The sequence below is a fragment of the Streptomyces sp. NPDC001450 genome (assembly GCF_053597295.1).
Genome location: NZ_JBSFHY010000003.1, coordinates 242252 through 256155 on the forward strand (window position 1 = coordinate 242252; position 13904 = coordinate 256155).

General features: G+C 73.6%; 12 protein-coding genes. 9 read left to right on the plus strand and 3 right to left on the minus strand.

All coding sequences use genetic code 11. The annotated features are described in order from the left end of the window. Positions 1-7 precede the first annotated feature (7 nt). From pcaG to ACWC5O_RS04650, 4 genes are all read left to right on the plus strand, one after another. Complete coding sequence (gene pcaG, locus ACWC5O_RS04635) at positions 8-610, plus strand: protocatechuate 3,4-dioxygenase subunit alpha (protein ID WP_450584988.1); 603 nt, start codon at positions 8-10, stop codon at positions 608-610. After that, the gene (gene pcaB / locus ACWC5O_RS04640) at positions 607-1947 is read left to right on the plus strand and encodes a 3-carboxy-cis,cis-muconate cycloisomerase (RefSeq protein WP_450584989.1); all 1341 of its coding nucleotides are present in this window, start codon (positions 607-609) and stop codon (positions 1945-1947) included. Before pcaG ends, pcaB begins: the two co-directional genes overlap by 4 nt. Beyond that, a complete protein-coding gene (gene pcaDC / locus ACWC5O_RS04645) occupies positions 1944-3092 on the plus strand; it encodes a bifunctional 3-oxoadipate enol-lactonase/4-carboxymuconolactone decarboxylase PcaDC (protein ID WP_450584991.1) in 1149 nt (382 codons plus the stop codon). Before pcaB ends, pcaDC begins: the two co-directional genes overlap by 4 nt. Positions 3093-3227: 135 nt before the next feature. Continuing rightward, positions 3228-3419 (plus strand): hypothetical protein, encoded by a 192-nt coding sequence (locus ACWC5O_RS04650; RefSeq protein WP_450584993.1) that lies wholly within the window; start codon positions 3228-3230, stop codon positions 3417-3419. A gap of 130 nt (positions 3420-3549) precedes the next feature. Here ACWC5O_RS04650 and ACWC5O_RS04655 read toward each other — a convergent pair whose 3' ends face one another. Continuing rightward, the gene (locus ACWC5O_RS04655; RefSeq protein ID WP_450584995.1) at positions 3550-6234 is read right to left on the minus strand and encodes an ATP-binding protein; all 2685 of its coding nucleotides are present in this window, start codon (positions 6232-6234) and stop codon (positions 3550-3552) included. A gap of 181 nt (positions 6235-6415) precedes the next feature. On the opposite strand from ACWC5O_RS04655, the gene ACWC5O_RS04660 reads away from it, so the two are divergent. The 3 genes from ACWC5O_RS04660 to ACWC5O_RS04670 all read left to right on the plus strand — a co-directional run bounded on the left by ACWC5O_RS04660 (position 6416) and on the right by ACWC5O_RS04670 (position 10135). After that, complete coding sequence (locus ACWC5O_RS04660) at positions 6416-7759, plus strand: MFS transporter (RefSeq protein WP_450584997.1); 1344 nt, start codon at positions 6416-6418, stop codon at positions 7757-7759. 2 nt (positions 7760-7761) lie between these two features. Next, positions 7762-8913: an anhydro-N-acetylmuramic acid kinase gene (locus tag ACWC5O_RS04665; protein ID WP_450584999.1), complete on the plus strand. Its 1152-nt coding sequence runs from the start codon at positions 7762-7764 to the stop codon at positions 8911-8913. 202 nt (positions 8914-9115) lie between these two features. Then, a complete protein-coding gene (locus tag ACWC5O_RS04670; RefSeq protein ID WP_450585001.1) occupies positions 9116-10135 on the plus strand; it encodes a DUF2510 domain-containing protein in 1020 nt (339 codons plus the stop codon). Between the two features lie 118 nt (positions 10136-10253). Here the strand turns inward: ACWC5O_RS04670 and ACWC5O_RS04675 are convergent, their stop codons facing one another. Next, entirely contained in the window at positions 10254-10898 is a 645-nt protein-coding gene (locus ACWC5O_RS04675; protein WP_450585003.1) for a TetR/AcrR family transcriptional regulator, read from the minus strand. Positions 10899-11140: 242 nt separating this feature from the next. Here ACWC5O_RS04675 and ACWC5O_RS04680 point away from each other — a divergent pair, with 242 nt between their 5' ends. Both ACWC5O_RS04680 and ACWC5O_RS04685 read left to right on the plus strand, forming a co-directional pair. Further along, positions 11141-11935, plus strand: a complete 795-nt coding sequence (locus ACWC5O_RS04680; protein WP_450585005.1) for a phosphatase PAP2 family protein — start codon at positions 11141-11143, stop codon at positions 11933-11935. Beyond that, on the plus strand, positions 11932-12885 hold the full coding sequence (locus ACWC5O_RS04685; protein WP_450585007.1) for a hypothetical protein: 954 nt from the start codon (positions 11932-11934) through the stop codon (positions 12883-12885). Before ACWC5O_RS04680 ends, ACWC5O_RS04685 begins: the two co-directional genes overlap by 4 nt. Positions 12886-12999: 114 nt before the next feature. On the opposite strand, the gene ACWC5O_RS04690 is transcribed toward ACWC5O_RS04685, so the two are convergent. After that, positions 13000-13854 (minus strand): phospholipid scramblase-related protein, encoded by an 855-nt coding sequence (locus ACWC5O_RS04690; RefSeq protein WP_450585008.1) that lies wholly within the window; start codon positions 13852-13854, stop codon positions 13000-13002. Between the last annotated feature and the right edge of the window lie 50 nt (positions 13855-13904).

Consider the following 13904-nt stretch of genomic DNA (forward strand, 5'->3'; position numbering starts at 1 on the left):
GGAAGCGATGACGAAGACCGACACGCGCGGCCCGCACAGCGTGCCGCCCACCCCCTCCCACACGGTCGGCCCTTTCTACGGGTACGCGCTGCCGTTCCGCGGCGGCGAGGACATCGCGCCCCTGGGACACCCCGACACGGTCACCGTGCACGGGTACGTCCTCGACGGCGGCGGCAATCCGCTCCCGGACGCCCTCGTCGAGGTGTGGGGGCCGCGCCCCGACGGCACCGTCCCGCAGGTGGACGGCTCCATCCGGCGGGACCCGGCGACCGGCGGCCATCTGGGCCGCAACGGTGTGGAGTTCACCGGTTGGGGCCGCGTCCAGACCGACGCGAACGGCCACTGGTACGCACGGACGCTGCGGCCCGGCGCACGCGGGCGCAGTGCCCCGTACCTGAGCGTGTGCGTCTTCGCGCGCGGCCTGCTCGCGCACCTGTTCACCCGGATCTACCTGCCGGGCGACGAAGCCGCGCTCGCCGCGGACCCGCTGCTCACCCGGGTGGGCGACCGGCGCGACACGCTGATCGCCGGTGACGAGGGCGGCAGCACCTACCGTTTCGACATCCGCCTTCAGGGTGAAGGCGAGACGGTCTTCCTGGAGTTCCAGTGACATCTGCTTCCCCGCCGTACGCCGACACGGGTCTGCTCGCCCCCGAGTGGGGGCTGTCCGAGGCCGCCGCCGAGACCGGCGACCACGCCTGTCTGCGGGCCCTGCTCGACGCCGAGGCCGCGCTGACCCGGGCGCAGGCCGCGCTCGGGCTCGCCCCGGGCGAGGCCGCGGCGGCGGTGACCGAGGCGGCCGTCCCGGCGAACTTCGGCATCCGTTCGCTGGCGGCCCGCACCCCGGCGGGCGGCAACCCGGTCATCCCGCTGGTCGCCGACCTGACGGCGGCGGTCGGCGAGGAGTACGGCCCGTACGTCCACCGGGGTGCGACCAGCCAGGACATCATGGACACGGCGACGATGCTGGTCGCCGTGCGCACCCTGGAGCCGATCCTCGCCGACCTCGGCCGGACCGAGCGGGCGCTGGCCGGGCTCGCGGCGGAGCACCGCGACACGGCACTGCCCGGGCGGACGCTCACCCAGCACGCCGTTCCCACGACGTTCGGGTTGAAGGCGGCCGGCTGGCGCTCGCTGGTCCTGGACGCACGCGATCGCGCCACCCGGGTACGGGACTCACTGCCCGCCCAACTCGGCGGCGGGGCGGGGACCTTGGCGGCCTTCCAGGCGTACGGCGCCCGGGACGCGGACGCGCTGGTCCAGGCGTACGCCCGCGAAGTCGGCCTCGCGGCACCGGCGTTGCCCTGGCACACGCTCCGCACGCCCGTCGCCGACCTGGCCGGCTGCCTGGCCTTCACCGCGGGGGCGCTGGGCAAGCTCGCCGTGGACGTGCTGACGCTGTCGCGCACCGAGATCGGTGAGGTGAGCGAGGGCAGCGGCGGCGGCTCCTCCGCCATGCCGCACAAGGCGAACCCGGTGCGGTCCACGCTGCTGGCCGCGGCCGCCCGGCGCGCCCCGCAGCTCGCGGCCACCCTGTACGGCTCCCTGGCCGCCGAGGACGAGCGGCCGGCCGGTGCCTGGCACGCCGAGTGGGAGCCACTGCGCGACCTGCTCCGACTGGTGGGCGGTGCGGCCGCCCACGCGGCCGGGCTGACCGAGGGGCTGCGTGTGCACCCCGCCGCGATGCGCCGGAACCTCGACACGACCCGGGGTCTGATCGTCTCCGAACGGCTGTCCGCCGCGCTGGCACCCGTCCTCGGTCGTGCACGGGCCAAGGAGCTGCTGACCGAGCTGGCCCGCCGCGCCCACGAGGAAGACCGCTCGTTGCGTGAACTCCTCGTACAGGAAGCAGAGTTGAAGGAGGTCGAGCTGGACGACCTCACCGACCCGGCCCGCTACACCGGATTCGCGGGCGCCCTCACCGACCGCGCCCTGGAGCGACGTTGACCGTGAAACTCCTCAACCACCGCGAAGAAGGCCCGGCCTGCGCTCCCCCACTGCTGCTCGGCCCGTCGCTCGGCACCTCGTACGCCCTGTGGGACGCGGTCGCGCCCGAGCTGTCGATCACCCACCGGGTGGTGCGCTGGGACCTGCCGGGGCACGGCGGTTCGGCGCCGGACCTGATCGGGCCGGGCGCCACTGTCGGCGACCTCGCCGCGCTGGTGCTGGCGCTCGCGGACGCGCTCGGCATCGAGCGGTTCGCCTGTGCGGGCGTGTCGCTGGGCGGCGCGGTCGGCCTGCACCTGGCCGTGCACCACCCCGAGCGGCTGACCTCGCTGGCCGTCATCTGCTCCTCCGCGCACTTCGGCGGCAGCGCGCCCTGGCGGGAGCGGGCCGAGCGGGCGCGCCGGGAGGGCCTGGAGTGGCTGGTGGAGAGCGCCGACGCGCGGTGGTTCACACCCGGCTTCACCGTGCCGCGGCTGGTGCGGGACCATCGGGAGGCCGACCCGGAGGCGTACGCGGCCTGCTGCGACGCGCTGGCCGCGTTCGACCTGCGCGACCGGCTCGCCGACATCGCCGTACCGACCCTGCTCGTGGCAGGGCGGCAGGATCCGGCGACACCGCCCGCGCATCTGCGGGAGATCGCGGACGCGGTGCCGGCGGCCGCGCTCGTGGAGCTGCCCGGGGCCTCGCACCTCGCGCCCGCGCAGTGCCCGCAGGCCGTCCTGACCGCCCTGCGCACCCAGCTGACCGGGGCGCCGGCGAGCGGGATGGCGGTGCGCCGGGAGGTGCTGGGCGATGCACACGTCGACCGGGCGCAGACCCGGCAGACCCCGTTCACCGCGCGGTTCCAGGACTTCATCTCCCGCTACGCCTGGGGGGAGATCTGGGCCGACCCGACCCTCTCGCGCCGCGAGCGCAGCATGATCACGCTGACCGCGCTGGTCGCGCACGGCCACTACGACGAGCTGGCCATGCACGTCCGGGCGGCGCGGCGGGGCGGGCTGACGCCGGAGGAGATCGGCGCGGTGCTGCTGCAGACCGCGGTGTACTGCGGGGTGCCCGCGGCCAACTCGGCGTTCGCGACGGCCCAGCGGGTGCTCGCCGAGGAGGACGGGAAGGACGAGGCCGGGACGCCCGGCCGAGGCTGACCCTGCTGGTCGTAGCTTCAGCAGCACCTCCTTGCCGGGGGCGGGGCCGTGTCCAGGGTGGGGGCATGTCGACTGTTCTGATCACGGGCGCCGCCTCCGGGCTCGGCCGGTACATCGCCGGCCTCGCTCGCCGAGGTGCGCGAGCTGGGCGCCGACGGCCACGAGCTGCGACTCGCCGTGAACCACGAGCCGCTGGACTTCGCCGACCCGGAACCGACCCGTGGTTACAACGGCGTGTCGGCGTACCGCCGCAGCAAGTGCGGGCCGGCGGGCACCGGGGTATCCGTCAACGTGCCGCATCCGGCGACCACATGGACACGACGATGACGCGCGACGCGGGCGTGACGCCGTGAACACGGTTGCCGACGGCGCGCCGGGCGTCCTGGCCCCGGCCACCCAGGACCTGGGCACGGGCCGCGGTCGGCGGTGGTCACCGACCAGTTGCCGGCCATCTGGCCTATCGCAGTCCCCGACCCGTCTCCAGCACCTCCCGCGCCTGCGCCACCAGCCCGTCCGCCCCGATCGAACGGGCGAGCGCCAGGCCGCGGTTGAGTTCCGCGACCGAGCGGATCGCGATGCCGTACTCGACCCGGGCCGCCGCGTGCTCGTACTGGCAGGGGGAGGCCTCCAGATAGGCGACGGCCTGGGCGGCCAGGTGGACCGCACGCTGGCCGGTCTCCAGGGCGGCGGCGCAGCGCAGGGCCTCGCCGATGGCGGTGTCCGTGCCGAACCGCTCCGCCTGCCGGCGGGCGTCCGCGGCGAGCTGGGCGGCCCGGGCGGGGTCCTGCGTGGCGAGGGCCTTGGCGAGGTCGATGGACCAGGGTGCGAGAACGGGGTTGTGGCCACCGCGGGAGGCGGCGGTCTTCTCGGCGGCCTCCAGTTCGTTGATGCCCTCGTCGGTGCGGCCCACCGCGAGCAGCAGCCGGCCGCGCACGGAGCGGATGTCGGGCAGCACGATGGTGGACGGGTAGGGCGGGGCGAAGCCGTACTGCTCGGCGATCGACCAGGCCTCCTCGACATGGCCGCGGGCCAGAAGGGTGTCGACGAGTCCGCAGGTCGAGGACCAGTACAGCGGCAGGCCACGCCCGACGCGCTCGGCAAGGGTCAGCGCCTCGCGCAGCGTGGTCTCGGCGTCGCGGAGCCGGCCCTGCCTGCGGTAGGCGAGGCCGAGGAAGGCATTGGCCAGGGAGAGGTGGCCACCGCGCCAGCCGGCGCCGGTGTAGGCGCGCAGGGCCTCGGCGAACAGGCTCTCGGCACGGTCGAGCCGGTCGGCGTAGGCGTACGCGCTGCCGAGCATCATCAGCAGTTCGATGCCCCACTCGCCGTCGGTCCAGCCGAGGCCGGGTGCGAGACGGCCGTTGACGAGGGCGCGGTCGCACAGCTGGAGGACCTCCTCGGCGTTCTCGCCGTGGGTCATCGCGTCGAAGCCGCGCAGGATCAGCAGGGCGCGCTCGGAGTTGTCCCGGCCGGTGCAGGTGCCGGCCAGTTCGGCCAGGCGCCGGGAGCGTTCCTGGGAGACTGTCTCGCCGTGGATGCCCTCCCACATGAACTGCACGGCCTGCAGCCGCAGCTTGACCGGGCCCGTCTCGTGCCGGGCGGCCTCGGCCTCGACCGTGCGGACTGCCTCCTCCAGCTGGTCGTTGTGGAGCAGCGCCTGGGAGAGCCGGACCACGGCGTCGACCCGCTGGGCACCGTTCAGGCCGGGCATGGCGAGCGCGGACTGCAGGTGCTCGATGGTGACGGCGGGTGCGGTGAGCAGGGTGGCGTGGCCCAGTTCGAAGAGCACCTGTGCGTGCGCCTCGGGGAGCGGCGGCTCTTCCAGGGCGCGCTCCAGGCAGCGGCGGGCCGCGTCGGGCGCGCCGACGGCCAGGTGTTCGCGGGCCGCCTCGCGCAGTTGCTCGACGAGTTCCTCGTCGTCGTCCGGGTGCACCTTGAGCAGGTGCCGGGAGGCCTCGGCGGCGCTGTGCCCGGTCTCGGTGAGGATCTGCGCGGCGACGCCGTGCATGGCGGTGCACACGCCCGGCGGGATGGAGTTGTAGACGGCGGAGGCGATCAGCGGGTGGACGAACTCCAGCTCGCCGTCCCCGGTCTCGACGCCGGCCGCCGGCTCGGGTTCGGTGAGGATGCGGGCGGTGCGGAGCAGATCGGCGCAGCGCTCGGCGATGTCGGGGTTCATGGAGGCGAGCCGTGCGACGAGATCGACGGAGATGCCGGTGCCGAGGATGGCGGCGGCCCAGGCGAACTGGGTGGCGTCGATACCGAGTCCCTTGAGCCGGTCGACCAGGCCGCCGCCGCGGGCGGAGCGGTTCAGGTCGCGCAGTTCGCCGGCCCGGGACTCGACCGGATGGACCTCGCTGTCCAGCACCTTGGCGAGGAGTTCGACGGTGTCGTACGGGTTGCCGCCGGTGACGGCCCAGACCTCGCGGCAGAACGGGTCGTCGGCGTGCCGGCCGACGGTGGCGCGGGTGAGCCCGGCGGTGGCCGCCGGGGTGAGGGCGCTGAGGTTGTTGACCGGGCGGCCCGCCGCGGCGGCGACCGCTTCGAGGTGGCGGGCGCTCTCGCCGCTCACCTCGCCGGGGCGGCGGGCGACCAGGACCAGCACCGACAGGTCGTCCAGCCGTTCGACGAACGCGGCGAGCCAGCGCAGGGTCTCCTGGTCGGCCCAGTGCGCGTCGTCGATGATCAGCACCAGCGGCCACTCACGACGGGCGAGCCGGCGCACGGCCGCGACGAGCCCGTCGCAGACGTACTGCGGGTCGACGCTGCCCGCGCCGGGGTCCACTATCCCGAGAGCGGGGCCCGCGATGTCGTACCAGTCGCCGAGGTACTCGCGGGCCTCCTCCGGGAGCAGGGAGACCAGCGCCGGCTGCAGCAGCTGCCGCACCACGTTGAACGGCACGGACTTCAGGGTCTCGCCGCCGCGGGCGTACCACACCGTGCAGCCGCGGCGCTCGGCGATGCGGCGCGTCTCGGTGAGCAGCGCGGTCTTGCCGAGTCCGGCCTCGCCCCGGAAGACCAGCAGGCTGCCCGCGGATGACTGATCGGCACACAGGACGTCGAGCGTCCGCGTGACGGTGGCGATCTCCGCGTCCCGCTCCCACAGGGAAGCCGCGGCGGCCGCCGACGGCCGTCCCTCCGTCATCCCGTTACCTCCCCAGGTCGCCCGAATGACGTACAGACCACGAGCGTAGCCGTCCGATGGGATGTGTGGAGGCCGGTACGGGCAGCTGTTGCCCCGCCGGGTGAACGAAGAGGCGAGTGGGCGACGCGCACGCCGTCCCACCAGCCGGTGCAGAGCCGACGAACCGTCAACAGGGCCTGGAATGAAGCTGATTTTCGAACCTCCCGGAGATCGCGGGGATCATGGAGAACGACACGACCGCGACGAGCGCGGATCCCGCGGCTATGCGGCCGCCCGCACGCAGACGGTGCGGGCGGTGGCGGCGGGGTCGGTGGGCAATCTCGTCGAGTGGTACGAGTTCGGCGTCTACGGCTATCTGGCGACCGTCCTCGCCGACCGGTTCTTCACCCCGGCGGGCGGGACTCCGGCCGAGGGCCTGGTGCGCACGTACGCCTCCTTCGCACTGGCGTTCTTCTTCCGTCCCCTCGGTGCGGCCCTGTTCGGCAGGCTGGGCGACCGGATCGGGCGGCGGCCGGTGCTGATCGGGGTGATCGCGCTGATGACGGCCGCGACGACGCTGATCGGCGTGCTGCCGACGTACACCACCGCGGGTGCCCTGGCTCCGTGGCTGCTGACGTTCCTGAGGGTGCTTCAGGGACTTTCGGCAGGCGGCGAGTTCGGCGGTGCGGTGGCGCTGATGACCGAGTTCGCCCCGCCGGGGCGGCGCGGACTGTACGGCGCGTGGCAGTCGTTCACGGTGGCGCTGGGCCTGCTGGGCGGTGCGGGTGCCGCGGCGGCGACGGCCACGGTGCTCGGCGAGGCCCAACTCCTCGGCTGGGGGTGGCGGTTGCCGTTCCTCCTGGCGTTGCCGCTGGGGCTGGTGGCGGTGTGGCTGCGGGTCGGACTGGAGGAGACGCCGGAGTTCCGGGAGCGGGAGAGGACGGCTGACGGCCCGGGTGGCGCCGGGGTGGTCGCGTCGGCGGTGCTGCTGGGCGTCGGGCGGGTCATGGGCTGGTCGGCGGCCGGATACACGTTCCTCGTCGTCCTGCCCTCGTATCTCCAGACCTCGCTGCACACGGGCGTCCGGGAGGCGCTGCTCGCCACCGTGCCGGCCAACGTCGGGTTCGCCGCGGCGATCCTCCCGGCGGGGCTGCTCAGCGACCGGGTCGGGCGGCGGCCGGTGATGCTCACCGGGGCGGTGCTGGTGGCCGGGCTGGCGGTGCCGTTGTGCAACTTGCTGCAGAGCGGCGGGACTTCGGCCGTGGCCAAGGGCGTGGCCACGTGTGCCGCGGGCGCCGTGGTGGGACTGATGGCCGGGCCGGGGCCCGCGCTGCTCGCCGAGATGTTCCCGGCGCGGGTGCGCTGGACGGGCCTCGGGCTGGCCTACTCCCTGTCGAACGCGGTGTTCTCCGGGTGCGCGGGACTGATCATCACGGAGGCAGTACGCAGGACCGGGAACGTGGACGTGCCCGCCTACTACGCGGCGGCGGCGTGCGCGGTGAGCGCGCTGGCGCTCCTGAAACGGCAGACGACAGAGGTGAGTTGACCATGCGGGTGATCGGGCTCATGTCGGGGACGTCGTACGACGCGGTCGACGCGGCGGCCGCGGATCTACGGCTGGACGGGGAGACGCTGGTTCTCAAGGCGCTGGGGATGGTGAGCACACCTTACGACGGCAAGCTGCGCGAAGCGCTCGCCGCGGCCCTGCCGCCGGCCGCCGTCCCGCTCGCCGAGGTGTGCCGGCTGGACACCCTGATCGGGCAGGCCTTCGCCGCGGCGGCGGTCCGGGCGGACCATGAACTGTGCGGTGGGCGGGGCGAGTTGGTGGCCTCGCACGGGCAGACCGTCTACCACTGGGTGGACGGCGGCCGGGTGCACGGCACGCTCCAGCTGGGGCAGCCGGCGTGGATCGCCGAGGCGACCGGGCTGCCGGTGGTCGCCGACTTCCGCGCCCGGGACGTCACCGCCGGCGGCCAGGGCGCGCCCCTGGTGAGCCTGGTCGACCTGCTGTGGCTGCGGGGCAGGCCGGGCACGCCGGTCGCGCTGAACATCGGCGGCATCGCCAACCTGACCGCGCCGGACGGTACGGCCTTCGACACCGGGCCGGGCTGCGCGCTGCTCGACGCGGCGGCCAGGGAGTTCAGCGGCGGGCGCCTGGCCTACGACGCCGACGGGGCGCTGGCCGCGCGGGGCCGGCCGAACCTGCCGTTGCTGGACCGGCTGCTCGCGGAGCCGTACTACGCGCTGGTCCCGCCCAAGACGACCGGCAAGGAGCTGTTCCACTCCGGGTACCTGCGGGCGGCCGGGGTGAACGGCCTGCCCGCCCCGGACGTACTGGCGACGCTCACCGTGCTGACGGCCCGGACGGTCGCCGACGCGGTGCGGTCCGTCGGCGCCACGGAGGTGATCGCCTCCGGCGGAGGCACCCGCAACCCGGTGCTCATGTCCCACGTCCGCGGCCTGCTCCCGGAGACCGCCGTACGCACCTCGGACCAGCTCGGCCTGTCCGCCGCCGCGAAGGAGGCGTACGCCTTCGCGGTCCTCGGTTTCCTCACCGCCCACGGCCTCCCCGGCACCGACCCGCGCAGCACGGGCGCCCGGCACCCGAGCGTGCTGGGCTCACTGACACCGGGGCGGGAGGGCCTGCGCCTGCCGCCGGCTCCGCGGGTCGGGCCGGTGCGGTTGGTGGTGGCGGTGTGAGGACGCCCACCGTGCCGTACCGCACGCCGGCCCGGCCGTGGCGGTCGTGGCACGGAAATCCACGGCGGAAGCGTGGAAGCCGAGGCGAGGGCACGGAAATCGGAGGTGAGGGCACGGAAATCCGAGGTGAAATGTGCCGGTCCGAGTAATTGGCCGCGGATCCTCTCATCCGGCTTTCACCGATGCCTCATACGGTGGGGGCATGACGCAGGTGACTCCTCCCGGGTGGTACGCCGACCCCGGGCAGACGAATGACGGTCCGCCCACCGAGCGCTGGTGGGACGGCAAGGCCTGGACGGACCAGACCCGCCCCGCCGGGACGGCCGCCACGTGGGGTCCCCCGGCGCAGCAGCTTCCCGGCGGCCCGCAGCCGGCTGCTCCGGCGTACGGGGCCGCCTACCCGGGGTACCCGGCGTACCCGGTCCAGCCGCCGACCGCGCCGCGGCACGGTCTGCGCACGGGCATAGCCGTCGCGGCCGCGGTCGCGGTACTGGCGAGCATCGGGGTCGGGGTGTACGCGCTCACCAAGGACGGAGGGGGCAGCGGGGGCAACGACCGTGCAGGTTCCCAGCAGGGACCGGGCGGGCAGAACGGCGGGCAGGGTGGGCCCGGTGGCGGATCCGGTGGTCCGGGCGGGTCCGGCGGTCCGGGCGGGTCGCCGTCCCCGGGGCAGTCCGCGGCGCCCAAGATCCGGGGCGGCGGCACGGTGCCGGATCCGGTGAACGGGATCAGCATTCCCGTGCCCAAGGGCTGGACCGGCCAGACGATCAGTGTCGGCGCGCAGGTGACGTCCGACGACTCCTACAAGTGCCCGGGCAACAAGGAGCAGACGTGCACCGCGGGCGGCGCCTACTCGGCGCCGGCCGTCGCGCTCGGCACGGACGGCGACACGGCCGAGGCGGTCGCCAAGGCGGACATCGCGGCCAACGCCAAGGAGTCCTACGGCGGCACCACCTACGGCAGCATCACCTCGCACGAGGTGCTGGCCTCCAAGGCGGTCACGGTGGCCGGGCAGAAGGGCTACCTGGTGCGCTGGAAGGCGGTCACCGCCAACGGCGCCGACGGCTACGTCGAGTCGGTCGCCTTCCCCTCGCCCAACGACACCAAGCAGATCGTCGTGGTGCGCTTCGGCGTGGACGTCGGCCAGAAGGTGTCCGTCATCGACGACATCCTGAAGGGGATCAGGGTCTCGTCGGGCGGCGGGAACGGCCAGAACGTCTGAGGAAGCCCGCAGACGTAAGTCGGCCGGGTGGGGTTCCCCTCCGCTCAAGAGGAACCCCACCCGGCCGGGGGGTGCGCGCCGCCCCCGTCCCCACGGTGCGGCGCCGGCAGGTCACCGTTCAGTCATCCCGTGAACGGCGGCCTGGGTCCTGGGTGAGTCCGAGTGCGGGCAGCACGGTGGACTCCACGAAGCGGTCGAGATAGTCGGCGTCGGCGTACTCGCCGCTCAGCACCGGGCGCACGCGCAGGACGCCGAACATCATGGCCGGGATGTACTCCAGCGCGGGGTGGTCCGCGGGCACCTCGCCCCGTTCCACGCCCCTCTCCAGCATCTCCTGGAGCGCTGCGATCTCCGGCAGGACCAGTGCCTCGCGCAGCGCCTGCGCCAGTTCGTGGTCGGCCGTGACCGCGTGACCGAGCGCCTGCATGAGCCGGGCGTCCTTGTTGGACCAGTCACCCGCGGCCCGCGCCGCCTGGCGCAGGTCCTCGGCGAGCGAGCCGGTGTCGATACCCGCGAAACGCACCTTGCGGTTGGCGCGCAACGCGGCCGCGACGAACTGGGGCTTGGTCTTCCACTGCCGGTAGAGCGTGGACTTGCTGCACCGGGTGCTGGCGGCGACGCCCTCCATGGTCACGGAGTCGTAGCCGCACTCGCGGATCTGCTCCAGCACGGCGTCGAAGAACTCCCGCTCACGCTCGGGCGTGATCTTGGAGCGGCGCGAGGCGGCGACCGTCTCCGGTCCGTCCGCGGCCTGCGACGTCATGCGTGACTTCCCCTCACTCGTACCCGATCCGCTGAAGATCCGCGCAAGGGCGGCTGCGGAACCTGTCTCCAGTGTGTCGCACATCAATCGATACGCAAGTGTACCGGTACTCCAGCGTATCGGTACACTGCCGTATCGGTACACTGGCGTATCGGTACTGAGGCGTATCGATGAGCTCCGGGTCCGGTCCGGGTCTCAGCCCGCACCACCACACGCACGACCGTCAGCGAAGGGGCCGGGGGATGAATGCCCGAACCGAGCCTGCAGAAGCGGAGCCGGACGCGATATCGCGCCCGCCGCTCCTCCGTGAGTTCCTGCTGGTCGCAGGACTCTTCCTCGTCTACAAGCTCGGGCGGCAGCTGGCCGTCGGCCACACCGCCGACGCCTTCCGCAACGCCCATCGGGTGTGGGACCTCGAGCGGGCCGTGCACCTTCCCCACGAGACCGCCGTGCAGTCCGCACTGCTGCACGGCGACACCCCCGTGCACCTGGCGAACACCTACTACGCGACCGTCCACTTCCCAGCCACGCTGGCCTTCCTGGTGTGGCTGTACCTCAGGCGGCCCACGCACTACGTGTGGGCCCGCCGGGTCCTGGCCGTGGTCACCTCCGCGGCCCTGGTGCTGCCGTTCGCGTTCCCGCTGGCCCCGCCGCGGATGCTGACCGGCACCGGCCTGGTGGACACGGCCCGGATCTACGGCCCCTCCGTCTACGGCCCGCCGTCCAGCGACCACCTCTCCAACCAGTTCGCGGCGATGCCGTCGCTGCACTTCGGCTGGGCCCTGATGGTGGCCGTCGGCCTGATCGCGGCCACCCGGTCGCGCTTGCGCGGGCTGTGGCTGCTGCACCCGCTGATCACCCTGCTGGTGATCGTGGGCACGGCGAACCACTACTGGCTGGACGCGATCGTGGCGACCGCCATGCTCGGCATCGCGCTCGCGGTCGTCCCCCCGCCGAAGCGGACGTCCAGTACGGCGGGCCGCGGTGCCCGGCGGCTCGCCCCGAAGGAGCCCGTCCTGGTGGGAGCGGGCCGATGAGCCTCGCCGCCCTCCTCGCCGTCGGCCTGTCCCTGATCTCGGCCGTCGCCTACGCCGCGGCCGCGGTCGCCCAGGAACGCCTCGCCTCCCGCAACCCCGGGACCGGCCTCCTCCGGCTGCTGGGCTCCGGCGCCTGGTGGTCGGCGGTCGGGCTGAACGCGGCCGCCGCACTGCTGCACGTCGTGGCCCTCAAGTACGGCCCGCTCACCGTCGTCCAGCCGCTGGGCGCGCTCACCCTCGTCGCGGCCGTGCCGCTCGGGGCGCGGGCGGCCGGACGGCGGGTCAGCTCGGAGGAGTGGCGCGGTACGGCGCTCACGCTGCTGGGGCTGGCCGCGCTGCTGGTCACCGCGTCGGGTCCGGCGCCCGAGCGGGTGCTGACCCTGACCCAGGCACTGACGGTCGCCGGTACGACCGCTGCTCTGATCGGCATGCTCTCCCGGCCCGGCGCCCGGCCGGGCCTGCGGCACGCGACCGCCTCCGGGTTCGCCTCGGGGATCGCCTCCGCCCTCACCCAGACCGTGACAGTGGCGGCAACCGACCGCACGGGTCCGGCGCGGAGTGCCGAGGTGATCGTGGTCGCCGTCCTGGTCGCCGCGTTCGCCACCGGCGGGCTGCTGCTGTCGCAGACGGCCTACCGCGGCGGTCTCGGCGGCCCGCTGGCCGTGGTCACCCTGGCCAACCCGGTGGCCGCCGCGGTCATCGGGCTGACCCTGCTCGGGCAGGGCCTGCGGGGCGGTGCCGTCGGTGTCCTGCTGGGGCTGGCCGGAGCGGGGCTGGCGGCCTGGGGCGTGGTCCTGCTGACCCGGGCGGCGCCCGAGCCCGACCGGTCCGACGAACACGACGACCACCCCGTCGCCGCGGTCCTGGCCCTGGAGCCGGGCTCAGCGGCAGCGGAACCGGCGCTGGTGCCCCGGCAGCCGGAGCAGCCCGGGCATCTCACCGCACTCTGAGCGGACACCCGATCCGACCGGACACACGGCCCGACCGGACACACGACGGCGGCCGGTGCGCGCGAAGTCCGCGTGCACCGGCCGCCGTTGCCGTACTCCCCGTGCGGGTCCTGCTCAGTTCCAGCCCCGGGAGTCCTGCTTGAGCGCGGTGTCGACGGTCAGCGCCGTCGCCACGACCAGGCTCAGCAGCGGCTCGGGCAGCTGGTAGTGGATCTGCAGGACGTAGTTGTCCGCCGTCGTGAACAGCGTCTTGGCAAGGCCTTCCCAGGTCTTGGTGATCCGGGCCACCTCGTTGTCCGAGTGGTCGACGATCGCGAAGTTCCACGCCCGCCAGTTCTCCGCCTTGATCGCGCCGACCTGCTGGCCGTTCACGTTCATCGCGAAGTTGATCTTCCCGATCATGTTCTGCTGGACGATCTCACCGACCGGCGAGCCGTCCGGACGGGTCACGATGACCCGGGACTTGATGAACTTCGCGGGCCGGGTCAGCACCAGCTGCGGCTGCCCGTAGGAGTCGCGGATCTCCAGCTTGTGCGTCATGAACTGGTCGAGGCTGGAGACGAAGCGCAGGATCTTCTTCAGCGCGCTCTGGCCGACCTGGACGACCGCGCCGATCTCGCGGCCGTTCTGGTCCATGACCTTGTACTCGTTGGTCAGCTCGATCAGCTTGGCCTTCTGGTTCACCACCAGGACCGGCTCGGTGAAGAGGGTGCCGCCGCCGGGACCGCCGGCCGCGACCCCGGCCTGCTGCTGCACCTGGCGCTGCACCTTGGCGTCGGTGCCCTGCTGGTGCGGGATGTGGGCGGCGGGCTGCTGGGGCGCGGCCTGCTGCTGCGGAACCTGTCCGGCGGCCTGCTGGGCCGGGTTCGTGTGCTCGGTCCACTGCGCGCCGTCCCAGTAACGGAGCGTCTGGGCAGCCCCGTGCGGATCGGGGTACCAGCCTGCAGGAGTGTTCGATTGCGTGGTCACCGGGGCACACTACCCTGATGTGACCGGTACCTGACCAGTCCGCACGGAGC

Coding starts and splice junctions, on each gene's coding strand:
- ACWC5O_RS04660 (WP_450584997.1), top strand. CDS start 6,416: ATGAAGCTGATTTTCGAACCTCCCGGAGATCGCGGGGATCATGGAGAA.
- pcaG (WP_450584988.1), top strand. CDS start 8: ATGACGAAGACCGACACGCGCGGCCCGCACAGCGTGCCGCCCACCCCC.
- ACWC5O_RS04670 (WP_450585001.1), top strand. CDS start 9,116: ATGACGCAGGTGACTCCTCCCGGGTGGTACGCCGACCCCGGGCAGACG.
- ACWC5O_RS04665 (WP_450584999.1), top strand. CDS start 7,762: ATGCGGGTGATCGGGCTCATGTCGGGGACGTCGTACGACGCGGTCGAC.
- ACWC5O_RS04675 (WP_450585003.1), bottom strand. CDS start 10,898: ATGACGTCGCAGGCCGCGGACGGACCGGAGACGGTCGCCGCCTCGCGC.
- ACWC5O_RS04655 (WP_450584995.1), bottom strand. CDS start 6,234: ATGACGGAGGGACGGCCGTCGGCGGCCGCCGCGGCTTCCCTGTGGGAG.
- ACWC5O_RS04680 (WP_450585005.1), top strand. CDS start 11,141: ATGAATGCCCGAACCGAGCCTGCAGAAGCGGAGCCGGACGCGATATCG.
- ACWC5O_RS04685 (WP_450585007.1), top strand. CDS start 11,932: ATGAGCCTCGCCGCCCTCCTCGCCGTCGGCCTGTCCCTGATCTCGGCC.